The 19,030-nt window shown below is 46.6% G+C and carries 17 protein-coding genes; 6 read left to right on the top strand and 11 right to left on the bottom strand.

From position 1 onward, the window contains the following. Nucleotides 1-525: 525 nt before the first annotated feature. Both DYD21_RS15470 and DYD21_RS15465 read left to right on the top strand, forming a co-directional pair. Complete coding sequence (locus tag DYD21_RS15470) at nt 526-1,284, top strand: DUF1080 domain-containing protein (RefSeq protein WP_116037912.1); 759 nt, start codon at nt 526-528, stop codon at nt 1,282-1,284. 329 nt (nt 1,285-1,613) lie between these two features. Further along, nucleotides 1,614-2,054: a hypothetical protein gene (locus DYD21_RS15465; protein WP_147303613.1), complete on the top strand. Its 441-nt coding sequence runs from the start codon at nt 1,614-1,616 to the stop codon at nt 2,052-2,054. A gap of 302 nt (nt 2,055-2,356) precedes the next feature. Here the strand turns inward: DYD21_RS15465 and pruA are convergent, their stop codons facing one another. The 3 genes from pruA to DYD21_RS15450 all read right to left on the bottom strand — a co-directional run bounded on the left by pruA (nt 2,357) and on the right by DYD21_RS15450 (nt 7,197). After that, complete coding sequence (gene pruA, locus DYD21_RS15460; RefSeq protein ID WP_116037910.1) at nt 2,357-3,991, bottom strand: L-glutamate gamma-semialdehyde dehydrogenase; 1,635 nt, start codon at nt 3,989-3,991, stop codon at nt 2,357-2,359. A 385-nt stretch (nt 3,992-4,376) separates the two neighbouring features. Next, nucleotides 4,377-6,314: a glucosamine-6-phosphate deaminase gene (gene nagB / locus DYD21_RS15455; protein ID WP_116037909.1), complete on the bottom strand. Its 1,938-nt coding sequence runs from the start codon at nt 6,312-6,314 to the stop codon at nt 4,377-4,379. A gap of 121 nt (nt 6,315-6,435) precedes the next feature. After that, nucleotides 6,436-7,197, bottom strand: coding sequence for an enoyl-CoA hydratase/isomerase family protein (locus DYD21_RS15450; protein WP_116037908.1), 762 nt, complete (start codon nt 7,195-7,197; stop codon nt 6,436-6,438). Nucleotides 7,198-7,472: 275 nt separating this feature from the next. Between DYD21_RS15450 and DYD21_RS15445 the strand changes: the two genes are divergently transcribed. Further along, on the top strand, nt 7,473-7,940 hold the full coding sequence (locus DYD21_RS15445) for a DoxX family membrane protein (RefSeq protein WP_116037907.1): 468 nt from the start codon (nt 7,473-7,475) through the stop codon (nt 7,938-7,940). A 234-nt stretch (nt 7,941-8,174) separates the two neighbouring features. Here DYD21_RS15445 and paaZ read toward each other — a convergent pair whose 3' ends face one another. Beyond that, entirely contained in the window at nt 8,175-10,217 is a 2,043-nt protein-coding gene (paaZ, locus tag DYD21_RS15440) for a phenylacetic acid degradation bifunctional protein PaaZ (RefSeq protein ID WP_116037906.1), read from the bottom strand. A gap of 216 nt (nt 10,218-10,433) precedes the next feature. Here paaZ and DYD21_RS15435 point away from each other — a divergent pair, with 216 nt between their 5' ends. Then, entirely contained in the window at nt 10,434-11,048 is a 615-nt protein-coding gene (locus DYD21_RS15435) for a transposase (RefSeq protein WP_116037905.1), read from the top strand. A 44-nt stretch (nt 11,049-11,092) separates the two neighbouring features. Here the strand turns inward: DYD21_RS15435 and DYD21_RS15430 are convergent, their stop codons facing one another. From DYD21_RS15430 to DYD21_RS15405, 6 genes are all read right to left on the bottom strand, one after another. After that, nucleotides 11,093-12,007 (bottom strand): glutaminase, encoded by a 915-nt coding sequence (locus DYD21_RS15430; RefSeq protein ID WP_116037904.1) that lies wholly within the window; start codon nt 12,005-12,007, stop codon nt 11,093-11,095. A gap of 16 nt (nt 12,008-12,023) precedes the next feature. Further along, nucleotides 12,024-12,620, bottom strand: coding sequence for a transferase hexapeptide repeat family protein (locus tag DYD21_RS15425; protein ID WP_233505559.1), 597 nt, complete (start codon nt 12,618-12,620; stop codon nt 12,024-12,026). A gap of 93 nt (nt 12,621-12,713) precedes the next feature. After that, complete coding sequence (locus tag DYD21_RS15420) at nt 12,714-13,187, bottom strand: RES family NAD+ phosphorylase (RefSeq protein WP_116037902.1); 474 nt, start codon at nt 13,185-13,187, stop codon at nt 12,714-12,716. 108 nt (nt 13,188-13,295) lie between these two features. Beyond that, a complete protein-coding gene (locus DYD21_RS15415) occupies nt 13,296-13,733 on the bottom strand; it encodes an antitoxin Xre/MbcA/ParS toxin-binding domain-containing protein (RefSeq protein WP_116037901.1) in 438 nt (145 codons plus the stop codon). A 54-nt stretch (nt 13,734-13,787) separates the two neighbouring features. Next, a complete protein-coding gene (thrC, locus tag DYD21_RS15410; protein WP_116037900.1) occupies nt 13,788-15,491 on the bottom strand; it encodes a threonine synthase in 1,704 nt (567 codons plus the stop codon). A 123-nt stretch (nt 15,492-15,614) separates the two neighbouring features. After that, entirely contained in the window at nt 15,615-15,866 is a 252-nt protein-coding gene (locus DYD21_RS15405; protein ID WP_116037899.1) for a hypothetical protein, read from the bottom strand. 66 nt (nt 15,867-15,932) lie between these two features. On the opposite strand from DYD21_RS15405, the gene DYD21_RS15400 reads away from it, so the two are divergent. Then, complete coding sequence (locus tag DYD21_RS15400) at nt 15,933-17,159, top strand: anhydro-N-acetylmuramic acid kinase (RefSeq protein WP_116037898.1); 1,227 nt, start codon at nt 15,933-15,935, stop codon at nt 17,157-17,159. 487 nt (nt 17,160-17,646) lie between these two features. On the opposite strand, the gene DYD21_RS15395 is transcribed toward DYD21_RS15400, so the two are convergent. After that, nucleotides 17,647-18,549, bottom strand: a complete 903-nt coding sequence (locus DYD21_RS15395) for a 3-methyladenine DNA glycosylase (RefSeq protein ID WP_199535565.1) — start codon at nt 18,547-18,549, stop codon at nt 17,647-17,649. Between the two features lie 223 nt (nt 18,550-18,772). On the opposite strand from DYD21_RS15395, the gene DYD21_RS15390 reads away from it, so the two are divergent. Then, nucleotides 18,773-19,030 (top strand): transposase (locus DYD21_RS15390; RefSeq protein WP_147303612.1); only part of this gene is annotated, 258 nt, incomplete at its 3' end.

Below are 19,030 nucleotides of genomic sequence, written 5' to 3'. Positions count from 1 at the left end.
AGCTACTGATTCAGTATTTATCAAATTAGGGCTATCAAAGACCTAATTTGAATTGTGTAATTTCAGCAAGTTAACGTGTTTTTTTATGGCTGTTAGGGGAATAACCTTGCACACCTGAATCTCAAATCCAAGGTGAGAATTTTTCAATTCATTGCCAACTTGAAATTGCCCAAACAACCACTGGATTCAGTCGGCAGCCCTGCTACCCAGGACTGGATGTTCCAGGTCTACGTTAAACATTTTCTACTCAACAGGAGAGTCGGGGTGCAATCCCTGCTGGAACATCGGTGCCTTCGTATTCAAACAGTAATGGTGGTTCTCCGTTTTGGCTCTTTTTATAGATAGACGGCGGGTTTATCATCGAATACGAACTCTTATGCCAGTATTTTTTAATCTGATATATTTATTTTTATTGTGATGTGTCTCTTTTCATTCGATTATCACTACCATTTATATATCTTAGCAGCATATACTAAGAACAAAGCTGGTCTATTGTTCAGCTAATCAAATCGGATATTTTGACTTATGAATAGAGACTATATTACAAAAATCAAACTTGTATCCTTTACGCTTCTTTTCGTCGTATTTGCCATGATGAGCACGGCGGCTTATGCCCAGAACGATGATTATAAATCGATTTTTAATGGAGAGAACCTTTCCGGGTGGATCATTCCTGAAGGTGATGGCGGTCACTGGCAGGTTATTGACGGGGTTATTGATTACGATGCAATGAGTGAGGCAGAAGGAGATAAAAACCTCTGGACAGAGGATGAATATGGAGATTTTGTTCTTCGTATCGAATGGCGGCTTAAAGATACCCCCTTCATCAATCCGAATGTTCCGATTATCCGGCCTGATGGTTCTCATCAACTGGATGCAAACGGTGAGATTTTAAGAATGTCAGTCCCTGATGCTGATTCAGGTATCTATTTGCGTGGTATGTCGAAAGCCCAGGTTAATATCTGGACCTGGCCAATCGGTTCAGGTGAAGTTTATGGATACAGGATGGATCCTGATATGCCTCCTGAGGTGGTTGCCGGAGTTACACCCACAACATTTGCTGATAATCACATCGGTGAGTGGAATGCTTTTGAAATTACCATGATAGGAGACCGACTGACTGTTGTTCTTAATGATCAATTAATCATTGATGATGTACAGCTTCCTGGCGTAAACGATCGCGGACCCATTGCACTTCAGCATCACGGCAGCAAAGTGGATGGTGAATGGACAAGTTCACCATCTCTTGTTCAGTTTCGAAATATCTATATCAAGGAACTTTGACTAACAATACTGGCCTGGCAGGTATGGATTTCTTGATAAATACAACTGAATTCACAACCTGATTTTCTTTCAATGTGAACCAAACGTATTGAATTAGTGACATAAAACTTACTTTGAAAACTATTTTATTTGTAAAAGGAAAAGGCACCTATACGATGCCCCATTTTTTATAGCTCATCATAGATGTCACCATCGTCGTTATTCCATTCCAAAAATGTAGTGAAATTGATCCTTTATGAAGAGTGATTGAAAGGGTAAGTTATAAGATTGATGCGACACATCTTGATTCTCTAACAAATCACCATCGAAGAACGAAACTGCATTCTAATTTGACAACCCCCAAATACAACACTCTGTTTTACTCAATCGGTGCTTTGTTGAGTGTGGTGACTGCCGCTATTTTTTGGTTTTCGCTGATGTGGTTTGTAGCCGGCAGCGATATGCTGCAGATGTGGATGGGAGCTCACGTGATCACAGTAGCAATTGGTTTTGGTATATCATTCGGATTGTCTGTTGTACAGGCTGAACACATTCCGGAGGTGATCTACCGGGCAACCCAGCTCGGAAGCAAAGTTCTCTTCTTAATACCGATGAGTACCGGTTTTCGTGCTATTTCCGATACAGTGTTACCTTCCGATTCTTTTTCGCTTGGTAATTTAGAGATCAGCTCAGCTGAGATGTTTGCATATACAACAGTTCTGGCGATGGTACTTTTTTTGCTTTTTACTATTACAAGCTGGCTGGCAGAAAAGAGAGCTGAAAAAGATTAAACTATCAGATCTCAAATTGTGGATTCGTATTTCTCTTTCTCAGGAATTCTGTGTGAGAAAAATTTTTTGCTTGGATAGATAAAGGGTTCTTACCATGCAATTTTTCAAAGCTCTATGGGAATAAAAAAAAGCCGCCCAAAAATGAATTGGACGGCTTAATTTCGTTGAGTTTTTGAGACGCTGAAAGGAAACGGAAAGGCCCAGCTACGCTGTCAGGTCTTTTCTGAACCCAGCACCTTGCGCCCTGATCCCGACTCTGGCAGGATTCCGCGAAATACACGCGGAAACTCTGCCAGGTCAGCTCACTTCTCCTCACCCATATACGGATATTCAAATTCCTTCGGTCCGGCGTAGGTCTCTTTGATCGACCGCATGGAGATCCATCGGTAGAGGTTCACCATGCTTCCGGCTTTGTCGTTAGTGCCCGATTTTCGTGCACCTCCGAACGGCTGCTGATTCACCACCGCCCCGGTCGGCTTGTCGTTGATGTAGAAGTTGCCGGCGCTGTTTTTCAGTCGGTTTGCCATATGGTTGATGGTATACCGGTCGCGCGCCCAAATGGCTCCGGTGAGCGCGTATTTTGAAGTTCCGTCGCAGAGGTCGAGTGTCTCTTCAAACTTCTCATCCTCATAAACATAAATCGTCAGAACAGGGCCAAAGATCTCTTCTTTCATCGTTCGGAATTTAGGGTCGGTGGTTACCACAACAGTCGGCTCAATAAAGTAACCTTTGCTGTCATCATATCCGCCTCCGGCGATGATCTCGGCATCATCAGACTCTTTAACGTAGTCGATGTATTCAGAGATTTTATCGAACGCCTTGCGGCTGATGACGGCTCCCATGAAATTTGAGAAATCCTCAACATCGCCCATTTTTACGTTCTTCACTTCAGCTTTCAGCTTCTTGCTGAAATCGTCCCAGATTGATTTGGGAACGTACATGCGGGATGCTGCCGAGCATTTCTGTCCCTGGTACTCAAACGCACCACGTACTGTAGCAGGAACCAGTCTGTCGATATCGGCACTGTTGTGTGCAAAGATGAAATCCTTACCACCGGTCTCGCCCACAATGCGAGGGTAGGTGCGGTACTTGTCAATATTCTTGCCAATCGTTTTCCAGAGGTGGTTGAATGTACCTTCTGATCCGGTAAAGTGAAGTCCGGACAGATGTTCGCTTTCCAGCGCGGGATCACCTACATCAGCGCCTTCACCCGGAAGGAACTGAATCACGCCATCAGGGAGTCCGGCTGCCTTCAGCGCCTGAAGCACAAACCAGCTCGAATAGACCGACTCGATGGATGGTTTCCAGATCACCACGTTTCCGCATAAAGCAGGTGCGGCCGGCAGATTACCGGCAATGGCGGTGAAGTTGAAGGGGGATACGGCAAAAACAAATCCTTCCAGCGGACGATACTCCACACGATTCCACATTCCGTCGGGGGAGTAAGGCTGATCTTTATAGATTTTGGTGAGATACCATGCATTAAATCTGAGAAAGTCGGCCAGTTCGCCAACACTTTCAATTTCTGATTGATGCGGGGTTTTGGACTGAGCCAGCATCGTAACCGCATTCATTTTAGATCGCCACGGACCGGTGATGATATCGGCAGCACGGAGAAAAATCGCCGCACGGTCCTGCCACGGAGTTTCTGCCCATTTTTGACGGGCTTCAAGTGCGCCTTCAATCGCCTGCTTCACCTCTTTTTCTCCGCAAAGATGAACGGTACCCAGTTTGTGGTTCAGGTCGTGGGGCGGGTGCAGATCAATCGTGCGATCGGTCTTAATCTCCTTCCCGTTGATGACGGCCGGAATTTCAAGCTCGTCTTTCTTCAGTTCGGTGAGTGTCTTTTTCAATTCGTCACGTTCCGGAGTTCCCGGCGCGTAGGAGAGGTAGTGTTCGTTTTTCGGCTCTTCAATATGGAAATAAGCGTTTGACATAATAAACAGCTACTTTTTTTGGGTTAAATATCGAATGATTCTTTTGCCCAAATATAGGAACTATAGAGCGGAATAGCTTAACAGATGGGAGATGTGAAAAGGGAAATGTAAAAAGGGAAATGTAAAAAGGGAATAGTGAAAAGTGAAAAATGAGAAGTGAAATGCAATATCATGTCAATGCAGTGTAGATGATTTTTATAATCGCTCAAATTTGATATTCACTTTCCCGATTAGAACCAAAGTGTTCTTCGATTTTATCAATCTTTTCAAAAAAATTGAAAACAATTTCAGTCGGCAATGATTTGGCCACTGCTTTTTCACTTTTCACCCCGATGTTTCGGGACTGTCGCTCCGCACCAGCTTTTCCCTTCTCACTTTTAACTCCTTAAAAAAAGTGATACCGCACGAAGCCCTCTATTGCTTCATACTCCGCAAGTCCAAGCTCGTCGTAGGTGATGGCGGTGCCTCTGTTTCGATCTTCTGACCGCTGCCAGAATTCGCGAGTATCAGATCCGGGAAAGAGCGGACGGTCTTTTTGTGACTGATGCTTAAAAATGGCCCTGCGTTTACGCGTAAGTTCATGAGGGCTCAGCGGAACGGCCATTTCTATTTCATTTACATCCCACTCCTGCCATGCACCGCGGTACAGCCATACATAGCAGTCTTTTGCCCAGTCTTCATCTTTAACCTGTTCAAGGGCAAGAAAAATCGCCTTTAAACACACCCGATGCGTTCCGTGCGGATCAGAAAGGTCCCCGGCGGCATAAATCTGATGAGGCCGGATCTTTCGTAACAGGTCGATGGTAATTTGAACGTCCTCATCAGACAATGGCTTTTTCTTCACCCGCCCGGTTTCATAAAAAGGCATGTCGAGGAAATGAAGATTTTCATCAGGAACACCGCAATACCGTCCGGCAGCTTTGGCTTCGCCGCGCCGTATCAACCCTTTGATCTCTTTAATTTCAGGCGAATCAATTTGTCCGGGCTCTTTGTTCTTCAGGAAGTCAGTAATTTCATCAAACAGGTGTTCCGCTTTTTCATCCTTCATACCAAATGTACCGGCATAATCGGTCACAAAATCTGCAAACCGAATCACATCATCATCAAAAACAGCAATGTTGCCGGAGGTTTGATAGGCTACGTGTACATCATGGCCATGATCTACAAGACGAATCAACGTTCCTCCCATGGAGATCACGTCATCATCCGGGTGAGGGCTGAAGATGAGTGCCCTCTTGGGAAACGGTTCAGCGCGCTCAGGTCGGTACTTATCGTCTTCATTAGGTTTACCACCCGGCCAGCCCGTGATGGTGTGCTGCAGCTCGTTAAAAACCTTGATGTTGATGTTATAAGCCGGTCCTTTTGTGGCGATCAGGTCGCCCATTCCGTTTTCATTGTAGTTCTCATCCGTCAGTTTAAGGATCGGTTTGTCAAGCTTTTGGCAGAGCCATACAACTGCTTTTCGAATCAGCTGATCGTTCCAGTCGCAAGAAGTGAGAATCCACGGTGTGTGGATACGCGTCAGTTTTTCAGAGGATGCTCCATCAAGTACAACCAGTGTGTTATCGTGATTCTGCAGGTAGGTAGCCGGAACCGTTTCGTTGATTTCACCCTCTACCGATTCTTTAATAATGGGAGCTTTGCCTTCACCCCAGGCCAGCATGATAATTTTCTCAGCATCCAGGATAGTGCCCACACCCATCGTTATGGCTCGCCGCGGAACATGCTCCTCACCAAAAAAATCGCTGGCAGCATCTTTACGCGTTATTTTATCGAGTGTGATGAGTCGAGTGAGTGAATCAGGGCGTGACCCCGGTTCGTTGAACCCGATATGACCGGTGCGGCCGATACCCAGCAACTGAATATCAATACCTCCCGCATCCCGGATTTTTTGCTCATACTGTTCGCAATACTGATGTACTTTTTCCTCGGAGATCGTTCCATCCGGGATGTGTACCTGGTCCTCAGGAATATCTATGTGATCGAACAGGTGCTCGTTCATAAACCGAACGTAGCTCTGCAAAGAATTTGGTTCAATCGGGTAGTATTCATCCAGATTAAAGGTAATGACGTTTTTGAACGATAGTCCCTCTTCTTTGTGAATGCGAACAAGCTCGTCATAGACACGGACCGGGGTTGATCCGGTTGCCAAACCCAATACAGCCTTCCTGTTTTGTTTATCCCGGTCACGGATCAGTGAAGCAATTTCTTTAGCCACCGCGACGGATGCATCAGAGCTCTCTTCGTAAACGACAGTGGGGATTTTCTCATAATAACTAAGTTTTGGATCTATAGAATCCATTCGAGGTTTTAAATCACTCATAGGAATAGGGTTAGATGGTTTCTGAAATTTTGGAATTCAAAAAAACCTGGCTACCCATAACATTACATTACTCTGAAAAACTGCAGGTCAGGCTGCAATTAAAAATAGTCAGGTGTACATCCTACTTCTTCTTGAACTCTTCGATAAATTCACGGGTGAAATCAGAAAGAACCAGACGTCCGCTGATTTCAGCACGCTGCTCGAGTGTCGGGCCCCAGTGACCTGTACCGTTCCATTGAATTTCCCTGAGTTCCTTCATCGCCTGGGGATTGCTGGCAGCTAATTCGCCCGCAAGTTTGGCGATTGCCTCATCCATCTCCTCGAGGGAGTCCAGCACTTTGCTGTAGAGATTGTTGGTCAGTGCCCAGCTGGCATCATACCACGACCGCGCATCAACGGAAAGGCTGGTAAAAGCACCCACTCCGATTTTTCTTCCCACGGCAGGTCCCACAACAAATGGCCCGAGCCCCACAGCAAGTTCGCTTAGTTTAACAGATGCTGATGTGTGAGCAAATACAAAATCGGCAGATGCGGCGATACCCACACCTCCCCCAACGACTTTTCCATGAATTCTCGCGATGATAAACTTGGTGGATCGCCGCATGGCGTTGATCACGTTGGCGAATCCCATAAAAAACTCTTTTCCTTCATCAAGGTTAGAAATGGCGAGAAGCTCATCAAATGAAGCGCCGGCACAGAAAGCTCCGTCACCACCACTTTTAATGACAATTACGCGTGATTCCGGATGTAATGAAGCCTCTTCAATCTTTTGTGTAAGCTCCATCAGCAGTTTGCCGGGCAGAGAATTTCCTTTGGGGTGAAAAAATTCAATTGTAGATATCTGATTATTGACGGTGTGAGAAATCGTTCCGTTTTCAGGCATGTATGATAAAATTTGATTGTAGAATATGGCAGACGTCGCTGGCGAAAGTTAAATTTATACAGGGTGATAAGAAAGGATGATTTTTGATTTGATGGTGATAACTGTGTCACGAAGCATAAAATAATCTGGGTTCAGTAGATACCAGCTGAGGGAAACGATATAGCGTAGTTTATCTTTAAGTTAAAAGCATAAATAAACTATTGCCTTCATGATTTCTTAATTCCAATAGGGTACTATTCAGGCATTCGACAAATCGAAAATGAACTCTGCATTTTATGAAAATTCTCTCCTTTCTTGATCCGCTCATTACCCGATGGATGGCGCGAAATGGCATTCGGTTTCTGCGATACAGTATCGCATTTATTTTTATCTGGTTTGGCGCCCTGAAATTCTTTCCAGGGATGAGTCCGGCCGAAGAACTGGCAACAAACGCAATTGCTGTGCTCTCGTTTGAAATTCTGCCGGCAGGAGTAACCCTTCCGATGCTTGCGTTTTTCGAAGTTCTGATCGGACTCCTGATTTTAACAGACCGCTGGCTTCGTCTGACTATTCTGTTGCTGCTTGTCCAGATGATCGGCACGATGTCACCCATAGTCCTTTTTCCTGAAATAGTTTTTGAAACCTTTCCCTACGCATTAACCATAGAAGGGCAGTATATCTTCAAAAACTTTGTGGTGATCAGCGCGGCAATCACGATTGGAGCCACAGCAAGAGGAGGGAGGCTGGACCCGGAACCGGGGTGATTTTTCAGTAATCAGTTGTCAGGAGACAGAATTCAGGAGTCAGACGTGAGAATGGTTTTTCGGGGTGCGTGCAGCAATTTGGTTGCTTTTATTATGATCCAGTTTCATCAAATTCCTTACAGTTTTTATATGAAAATTATTCGCTTAATGAATTTCTCTTGCTTTGGATCTCCTAACACTGGCTCGTGATTCCTGACTTCAGAACCCTGAACCCTGAACCCTGTCCCTTGTCCCTCACTTAACATCCATGTCCAGTTTATGCTCCCTTTCCACCAATGTTAAAATCGTATACTCGGCTACGAGATCGCTTTCCTGGTTCCGCACTTCCACATCAAACCAGACCATACCGAATGGTTTGGGGTCAGTTTCGCGCTGCTGACGAACAGTTTTCTTTTTCACGATCAGTTTTACCCGGATGGTGTCGCCGGGAAAAACAGGGGCGAGGAACCGAAGTTCTTCGAGTCCGTAGTTGAGCATCACGGGGCCGGGAGCCGGATCTACAAACATACCCGCTGCGGCTGAAAGGACAAGATAGCCGTGAGCCACCCGTTTACCGAAAATGGACTCTTTTGCAGCTACATCATCAAAATGGGCGTAGAAGTGATCGCCGCTGAGTGTGCCAAAATTCACAATATCTGCTTCGGTGAGCGTACGCCGATGGGTTGTGAGATGTTCCCCGATTTCAAGCTCTTCAAAATATTTTCGGAATGGATGTCGGTCTGATTCTTTTGTATCGGCGCCTTTGATATGCTGACCGGTGATGTTCATCAGTGTAGTGGGCGATCCCTGCAGGGCAACCCGCTGCATGTGGTGCAGAACGGATCGGGCGCCGCCAAGTTCTTCACCACCGCCGGCGCGTCCGGGTCCGCCGTGAACCAGTGAGGCAATCGGTGAACCGTGTCCGGTTGACTCCCCAGCGCTGTGGCGGTTGATCACCATAAAACGTCCGTGGTAGGGAGCGCAGCCGAGCGTCACTTTTTTGGCAAGATCATCATCTGCAGTAAACAGCGAACCGACAAGAGATCCATCGGCTTTATTTGCCAGCGAGATCGCCTCGTCAGTAGAATTGTACGGTATGATGGTGGTCATGGGGCCGAACGCTTCCAGGCGGTGCACTTCATCCACCTGCATTGGTTTGTGGCAGAGCAGAACCCGGGCGCTGCTGAATGCGCCATTTGCTTTTCCATTTCCGCTGGCATAGACCGTTTCGGTGACTTCCGTCAGTTTTTGGAGCTGCTCATCAAACCGTACCACCTGTTCGGAACTTGCAAGCGGCCCCATCCGGGTATCTTCCGCAGCCGGATCGCCGATTGAGGTTTTATCAAGACGATTTTTGAGTTCCTCAATCACTACATCTACCAGTTTCTCCGGCACAATGGTGCGTCGGATGGCTGTACACTTCTGGCCGGTTTTGACGGTCATTTCGTTGGCCACTTCTTTCACAAACAGGCCGAATTCATCCATATCAGGCGTTACATCTTCGCCGAGGATGGAGCAGTTTAGCGAATCTGCTTCCAGGTTGAAGTGGACGTTGTTGGCCACAATATTCGGGTGACTTTTCAGCTTTTTTCCCGTTTCCGCCGAGCCGGTAAACGCTACGCTGTCCTGGCTGGTGAGATGATCGAGCAGATCTCCCGGTTTATCGGCCGCGATAAACTGAACGGATCCTTCCGGTAAAAATCCCGACTCGATGATATCCTTAAACACTTCATGGGCCAGGTAACTTCCAAGAGGGGACGGTTTGATGATCGACGGCACACCCGCAATAAAAGCCGGGGCCAGTTTTTCGAGCATCCCCCAGATCGGAAAGTTAAACGCGTTGATTTGCACCGCGACGCCTTGACGCGGCACGCAGATATGCTGCCCGGTAAAGGTGCCGTTGCGTGAAAGTGTGACTTGTCCGCCTTCAACATGCCAGGGGAGATCCGATAAGCTTTTTCGTGACTGACTCGAAATGCCAAATGCTGTAATAATGCCGCCTTCAATATCAATCCAGGAATCACGTTTGGTGGCACCGGTTTGAGTGGAAAGCTCATAATATTTTTCCTTCCGCTCCATCAGGTATTGGGCCATGAACTTGATCTTGAATGCCCGTTTATGAATCGACAACTCCCGCAAAACCGGACCGGCTTTTTCCCGTGCGTATTCGCACATCGCTTTGTAATCGAGATCGGCCTCGATCATGGTAGCGATGGATTTGCCATCCACGGCACTTTTCAGCTCTTTTTCAGTTCCTTCGGTGATCCAGTGGCCTTGTGAGTAGGAAGTTACTTTCATGATGGTATGGTAGATTGAATATGATTTTGGAGGAATATATGAATAAACCTCCAAGGTTTTTCGCAAAGCGATCCCTTCGGGGCAAAACCTTGGAGGTTTTGGAGGGAGTAAAGAAAAAAGTGTAAGGGATTCGCGAATTGGTGGTCTTACTAACACACATTACAACCCTCCAAGGGTTGCAAACCCTTGGAGGGTTCAAGTAAAAACGAGAAACCAATGCCACAAAATAGAATACCGTTGGAACCCGGCCAAATGTATCACGTCTGGACGCATGCAAACGGGGATGATAATCTGTTTCGGGAAGCTCAGAACTACACCTATTTTCTTGAGAAATACAGCTATCATATAGAACCGGTGGTCGAAACGTATGCCTATTGCCTAATGCCGAATCATTTGCATTTGATGGTTAGGGTGAAAGGGGAAGATAAAAAAAGGAAATCCCTCAAAGGCAAAGACCTGACAGGTTTTGAAAACCTGTCAGGTCTCGTTTCGAAGCAATTTAGTAATCTTTTTAACGCCTACTCGAAAGCATATAACAAGCTTTATGATCGCAGAGGGTCACTTTTCGAAAGGCAGTTCAAACGAAAACTCATCGATTCCGATAACTATTTTGGAATCTTAATCGCATACATTCACAACAATCCCGTCCACCACGGATTTACCGGTAAGCCCGGGGAGTGGCCGCATAGCTCCTGGCATGCTTATTTGCAGCAAAAGATTACGAAAATTAAACGAGAGGAAGGAATGAATTGGTTTGGGGGTAAAGATGAGTTTTTGAGGGTTCATCGGGAGATCGTGATGGTAAAGGCGATATCTTTGTTCGAGGAGTAGTCCAACCCTCCAAGGGTTTGTATCCCTTGGAGGGTTTTTGATTCCTAAAAAACAGAAGACTCCGTCTCTGTTGTAAACCTCTCCAGAAATTCCATCCCCTTGAACGAATTCCCCTTTGGATTCAGTTTTGGGCTCCAGACAGCAATACTATAATGGTTGGGGAGCACGGCCACAATTCCACCTCCAACGCCGCTTTTTCCCGGCAGCCCCGTTCGAAACGAGAATTCACCCGCTTCGTCATACATTCCGCATAGCTGCATAATGGCGTTGATGCGCTTCGATTTACTTGCGGAAACCACCCTGTTTTCAGTATAGGGACACACTCCGTATCCGGCGAGGTAAAGGAACGTTTTTGATAGCTCCTTACAGGTCATTTCAATAGAGCAGAGGCTGAAATAGAGATCCAGAACTTCGTCGATATCGTTGTGAATATTATCGTATGCTTTCATCAGGTGAATGAGAGATGCGTTCCTGTAGCCGACAGATTTTTCTGATTTGGAAATTCTTTCTGAATAGGAGATTTCTGAATTTCCCGATACATGGCGTATAAATTCAATCAGCTCCTGCTTTGGATTTTTCAGATGATTGATCAGGATATCACACACGACAATCGCTCCTGAATTAATCATCGGGTTTCTTGGAACTCCATTATTGTATTCAAGCAGCGTGAGAGAATTAAACGGTGCCCCGGAAGGCTCAACGCCCATTCGTTTCCATAGGTTATCCTCCTCCAGGTTGTACGCGAGGGTAAGAGAGAGCACCTTGGCAATACTCTGGATGGAGAATTTTTCATCTGAATCTCCCATTGAGAAGTGCTTGTCTTCAAGGGTGGTCAGGTGAACTCCAAACTTGTTGGGATCAATGCCTGCCAGTTCCGGGATATAGGTAGCAACCTTACCGGAATCTTCAATATTCTTTATTTCGTTATAGATTTTAGAAATCGCTGCCTGGTAGTCCATGGAGTTACATTAATGATTAACTCTGTTTCTGTTTGTTCCACGTCTGATACCCTGACTCCTGGTCTTTTCGATCTTCCGGAACTTCTCTGAGAGGCTTGCACTCTTTCCAGCTCTGTTTCATTTGACCCGGCAGCCGCTGATACCATCCGGTTCCTTCGGTTTTCCATTTAGCCATCTCATCTGTAACATCTTTTACAATTTTAGCGGGATTACCCACCACCACTTTTCGATCGGGAATGTTGGTTCCCTCTTTCACAAAAGCCAGCGCCCCGATGATGCACTCTTTACCGATGGTGACGTTGTCCATCACCACGGCATTCATCCCCACTAAGGTATTTTTACCAATTGTTGATCCGTGAATGATCGCTCCGTGACCGATATGTGCCGATTTATGCAGCGTCACCGTCACGCCCGGAAACATGTGGATGGTGCAGTTTTCCTGAACATTACAGCCATCCTCAATCACAATTTTGCCCCAGTCGCCACGGATTGCTGCTCCCGGACCGATATACACATCCTTCCCAATTATCACATTCCCAGTCACCGCTGCCTGCGGATGGATGAAGGCACTTTCATGGATGACGGGTTTATATCCGTTAAATTCGTAGATCAAAATGTGTGTGGGTTATTGGTGTTAAGGTCTAATTTGCGCAGTGAACGTGGTTGTAAGCCGATGACGATACAGTAAATATATAATGAAATTCTTTTACTGAGCAGTGCTAATGTGACCACTTTTCATCAACCTCTCATCAAACGAAAACTCCCGGATTTCCTTGATGAAGATCTTCTCAAATTCCGGATGATTTGGGTTGATCAGTACATTCGTCTCATCAGGTATAATAGAAGAGGGAACACGCAGCAGGCAGCTTTTTCCATTATCCACCCAATCTCTTCCAATCTGCTGACAGGCCGGATAGCCGCTCATTGTATGCCACTTTTCCGGCAGTTCTTGCACAGAAATACTTGTAACTGATGCAGATTCAGGAATTTCAATTTCAGTCAGTCGAAAATTCAGGTTCAACCCTTCCCCGGAGCGGTGCACCAGGTTTTCGAGGCACGCAAGCGCAATGCTTCCGGCCGTGTAGACCACATGAACATGACGCGGATTCCAACGGGCCGGAAACCCCGATCCGGTCAGCTTATCAGCCCATTTTGCCGTTGTGATTCGGTAAACGATCATAAAAAACTACTTTATCGATATCATATGATTCGATTCATTCAATGCGCAATTCGCCTGATTATAATCAACAAATAAGGTTTTTCTGAACCCTGAACCCTGTACCTTGCACTACGCCAGCGCCCCAAACTCGATGCGACGCAACTCATCCATAATTAGATCGATACCGCCCGGTGTTTGCATATATTTGAGAGGATGTTGATTGCCGAGGCCAATAGCCGGTTTGCGCAGCCAGCGATTGAATGATACAAGATCGCCAAATACATCTTCTGCTTTTTGATAGAGAGTGATCATTTTGAGAAGCTGCTCGCTGTTTAGCGCGTTTAGTTTTTTTCCATCGTTTTGATAGCGCTGAATGGTTTTGAAAGAGACATCGAGCAAACCGGAGAGCTCCTCCTTGGTGAGGCCGGAGAACCCGAGAATATCAAAAAAAGCCCCGGCAGGTACTCCGCGATGCGCCTGTTCTACGAGCTGATATTCTTCGTTTGGAGCGGCCTGATATTTAGTGGCCGCCTCGTTTACCGTATTTATTTTAGGGGATCGACTCATCGTGCCTCCGCACCTTCTTGAAATTTGTCTATAAATTTAAGACTTTTTTCCCGGTCAGGCAAGTATTGCTTTTTGTGCGATCGCCAGTCCTTTTTCATATGCTTTAATCACAGCTTCGATGGTATCGGCGGATGCTCCGTTGGTTCTCCACTGCTGTCCGTCTTTTCCAAGGGTGAGAGTTACGATCACCAGGGAGTCGGTATCCGGACTCAGGATTTCAACTTCATGGTTTATGACTTCCAGCGGAATCTGGTTGTCGGTTTCTGATTTTATCGCGTTCAGCACAGCGTCAATCGGACCGACACCTTTTCCTTTTGAAATGATCTCTTTTCCGCCGATCAGCAGTTTTACTCCCGCCTCAACCAGTTCTTCTTTCCGCATGGTTACTTTATAGTCCAGCACTTCGGCAGGAAATTCCAGGCCGGTTTCTTCGTTCAGAACCATCGTCTGAAGGTACTCAAGTTCATTTTTCCGGAGCGTTTTACCTCGCTTGTTCATCCGCTCCACATGCTCTTTGTACATCCGTTCATGATTTTCGCCCATCTTCAGGTTTGCAAGCGCGGTATCCCTCGATTTACCGAACGTTTTTTTCTGTATCTCCACAAACCCGGAGTTGATGTAGGTGTGAATGTGATCCAGATCGGGTTTTAAAACGGGTGCAGTGAGAGAGTGTGTGGCAACCACTTTTGTGTCTTTCAGCCCGGATCCCGTCAGTACAAACAGGCATCGTTTGCCTTTGAACAGATCGGGATGGTTTTTAAAGGATGCCAGCGGCAGGGCACAAGCCGGTTCTGTAAAATGCCCTTCTTTGGTAGCCATCTCCCGCAGAGATTCAAGAATTTCATCTTCTGTTACGGTAAGGGCTTCTCCATTTGTATCATCAATTCCGCGGAGCACTTTGTAAAAGTCGATCGGGTTGGATGCAGCCACGGACGAAGCCATGGTGCTCGATTGGGTGTCAATCACCTTCTCTCTCTTGAAAATTCCCTGTACTACCGGCGAGCTGCTTTCCGGCTGAACCGCCACCAGATGCGGAATGGAATCGATGAGGCCGGCCTCTTTCATCTCTTTAAATCCTTTATAAATCGCGCCGAAATTGGTGCCGCATCCCACCGGGATAAAAATATAGTCGAACGGCTCATTTTGCTGATCAACCAGTTCATACGAAAACGATTTTTGCCCCTCTTCCCTGAATACATAGTCACCTGCAAGATAGTAATTGCCCGATTTTGCAAACTCACGGCAGAGTGCTTCGCATTTGGTGAAATCACCCTGGATCCGGATGATGGTAGCATCGTAAATGGTTGCCTGGGCAAGTTTTGCTTCGGATGTCCGCTCCGGTACAAACACATAACAGGGTATCTTAAAGTAACAGGCATAGGCCGCTACCGATGCCGCCATGTTCCCGGTGGAGGCGAGGCAGATAGCATCTGCTCCCAGCTCCAGCGCTTTTTGAACTTCAATATAGCTCCCGCGATCTTTGAAACAGCCGGTAGGATGCTCAAATTCAAGTTTAGCGTAGAGTTCAGCGGCGTACTCATCAGAAAGTCGATTCAGCCGCCGCAGGGCAGAGGGATGATTTTTCAGGGGATCTTCCGCCATGGAAGCAAGCGGATACTGAATTTCTTTCCTGACCTGATCATATTCAATCTGCAGCACACCACCGCATGAAGTACAATAGGTGGATGTTTCCTTTTCACTGTTTTCTGCACCGCACATGATGCAGGTCATTTTATACCCGGTATGAATTTCTGACATTCCTATTGTTGCTCTGTTTATGTTCTATGATGTGGAAAATACGAATTGATGCGGCAAAGCTGAAACACGAATGGAAGCGCTTTTAGTTTTTTTATTCGCACAAATAACACGCCCATTTTATAATCAAACGTTCTTTGGAAGCAGAAAAATATCCTCAAAATCGAGATCCAGTTCTTCCAGGATCGGCTTGGCGATCTCCGTAATTTCTTCATCAGAGTAATCGTCAAGCCCCTCCAGCTCTACATAGAGAATGTTATTTAAATCATCCTGGTAATAAGAGGCGTCTGTGGATTCAAAACTCTCTTTTAATACATCTACCAGGTATTGGATATCTTCCTGCCATGCCTGATATTCCTGTTCCGATTCATCAGCCATCAATTTCCTTCTTTAAATTATGTTGTTGCGATTTTTGAAAGATATAAAAATATCGATTCCATTATCATGAACCAATCATTGATTCAGCTTCAGAAAGTATCAGAGAAAAAATCACGTAAAATCATCGGCCTGATGAGCGGCACCTCCCTTGACGGGCTGGATATTGCGCTTTGCACCATCAGCGGTTCGGGGGATCATACGGAAGCGAACGTCACCCATTTTATGACGGTGGGATACACGCCGGCGCAGAAATTGAAGCTGAAGGCGGTCAGTTCGGTGGAAGCAGTGGCGCTAAAAGAGCTTTGCCATCTTCACACTCAGGTCGGCATTCTTCATGCCGGAATGATTCGGTCGGCTCTGAAAGAGTGGGGTTTGGAACCCGGTGATGTGGACTGTATTGCAAGTCACGGACAGACGGTTTTTCACGATCCTGCAAGCGCACAATCTGATGGCGAAAAGCAGACTGATGGCGAAAAGCAGATTAACAGCACGCTGCAGATCGGGGATGGGGATCAGATCGCCGCACAAACGGGTATTTTAACCATCAGCGATTTCCGGCAAAAACATATTGCACACGGCGGAGAAGGTGCCCCGATGGCGGCGCTGGTCGATCGGATTTTGTTTGGAAATGAAAAGGAGGACCGGGTTCTGCTGAATATCGGCGGAATAGCGAACTATACACTGCTTCCGGCGAAAAGCAGCAGGGATCAGAAAGGATTTACCACTGATACAGGACCGGGTAACACCCTGATTGACAACACCGTACAGAAATTTTTCGATCAGCCGTTTGATAAAGATGGATTGATAGCAGCTTCCGGTTCTGTCAGGTATGATCTGCTAAGGGCGATGCTGAACGACCTTTGGTTCAAGGAAAAAGGATCCAAATCCACAGGGCCTGAATATTTTAACCTCGGCTGGATCGAACGGCAACTGAAAACTGAAGGGCTTGATTTACAATCGGTCTCACCGGAGGATCTGGTGGCAACCGTTACAGAACTATCGGCGGTTACAATCACTCAGAACTTATCCCGGCATCCGGCTGCATCACAAAAAAGCAGTATTTATGTGAGTGGCGGTGGTGCGCATAACCCCGTTCTGATAAAACGGCTGAGCGAGTTACTGCCCGATGCCGATCTGCAAAACTTTTCAAAGCTGGGCTTTGATCCCGATGCAAAAGAGGGACTGATTTTCGCTGTTCTGGCAAACGAAATGCTGGCCGGAGAGGGTTTTCCGATGGAAACAGAGTCGGGCGTGAAGAAAATTAACTTCGGAAAAATATCATTTCCGGAGTGATATATGCCTTTCCATCCATCGGCCACACTTGGTCCCGATTTTTCGGGAAGGGACAGGGGCAATCGCGTCCAGCGATTCCGCATGGGTGGATCCGATGCGCGTGGTGGATGCTCCAGCAACCCACCTCTGACTCGTCGCTGACCTGCCTGCGGCAGTCGCTTTGGAGTCGGTCTCCTCCCAGGAGGAGAGAATTTTCTTTCAGATTCGTAACCTTAAAAAATTGCTATGTAGTTAGATCAGAAATCATTCAGCAGGAAAACGTGAAATGTGTGGCAAACTTCAACGTAATTTTCGATCTGATACTTCTCCCATCCCACGGAGGGGACAGACCGACAAAAGTCACGCTAATTGCGTGGTCTTTTGGTGGTCAGGGGTGGGTCACGTTGTTGCATGGTGCCCGAGGCCACGTACCCACCTCTGACTCGTCGCTATCCGCCTTCGGCAGACGCTTTGGAGTCGGTCTCCTCCCAGGAGGAGAGGGGTGGGTTCACCCAACCAAAGAAATCAATTTATGATACGCCTCAATCAGCTTTTTGCGGACCGGAAGGCCGCGCTCCCATATCTCGGTTTGATGCTTCAGGTAGACTTTTCGTCCCTCTTCGGTTTCAATTTTGATCGGCTCCAGGCCGCGATCACGCAGGTCGTACGGGCTCGCTTTCATATCGAATGTGCGCGCATCAACCGCCAGCAGAAAGGCTTCACGGATCAGATCACTTGAAATCCACGGGTAGAGTTTGTAGGCCCATTTGTAGATATCCATATTGGAGTGGATACAGCCCGGCTGCTCCATGTCCTGAAATATATCCCGGGTGAGATCGTGCTTATTCAGCGGCCTGGCGGCATCGGTGAAAAAACGATAGGCGTCAAAATGGGTGCAGAGAACCGGGCGCGATTCCACGATCTCCGCAATTCTGTCATCCGAAAAGCGCAGCGGAACCTGGTTGTGGCGAACTCCCTCCGCCCGGTAGACCATCGCCCATTCGTGCATCCCAAAACATCCGAAAAACGGTTTGCTCGCATTGGTTTTTACCAGCAGCTCATGAATCCAGCGCGTGGCACGGAGCCGTTTTTCAGGGAAGAGAGCGGGATCAAGAAAAGCCGTTTCAGGTTCAACCGTCAGTTCACTTACTTCCGGCAGTCGGTTTGTTTTTCCGTTGTGCTCCAAAACCACATCCACACCCGGCGACCATCTGCGCAGGTGCGATGGGCGGAATTTATAATATTGGAAAAGAAAATCGAGCACGGGATCTTTCTCCTGCTTCGAGCGCTTTTCGAGATAGGGATCGAGAATGTCACTCAATACCTGCTCGTGACGTTCCATCCGGGAAGTCCACTCATTAAGAGGTACTGTCTGCGATATTTTTTCTTCAACAACATCTGTCTGCATCATGCCCTTAAAATATGATTCTTTTAATTACGATGTAAATCACGAAATCAGTACAATTATGATGTACAGAATAGGTATTAACCTAAGTTCGATTAATAAATAATTTTCGTAATAGTCCCCCTTAACAAAGGGGGAAACAGGGGGATGTTCATCAGATTTGGAGTTTCTACATTTGAGTGGACATGGAGTTAAGGTATATTGCGGTGTCTTAATCATACAATAACCAATGGGTAAAAAGAAAACACGTAAGAGCTACACTAAACAATACAAGCTTGATGTAATCCAGCAGAGTTATCAGCGGGAGAACATCAGTGAACTTGCATCTGAGCTTGGGATAAAACCAGCACTGATCTATAAATGGAGAGCGGCCTATGGAGCCGGCTCCACAGAAAGTTTTCCTGGAAAAGGAGTCGAGTCGTTAACTTCTGAACAGGCTGAACTGCGTCGCTTAAAGAATGAATTGGCGGAAACTCGTATGGAACGA

Source organism: Rhodohalobacter sp. SW132, assembly GCF_003390325.1.
GTDB lineage: Bacteria > Bacteroidota > Rhodothermia > Balneolales > Balneolaceae > SW132.
This window is presented reverse-complemented; position numbering and strand designations above follow the sequence as displayed.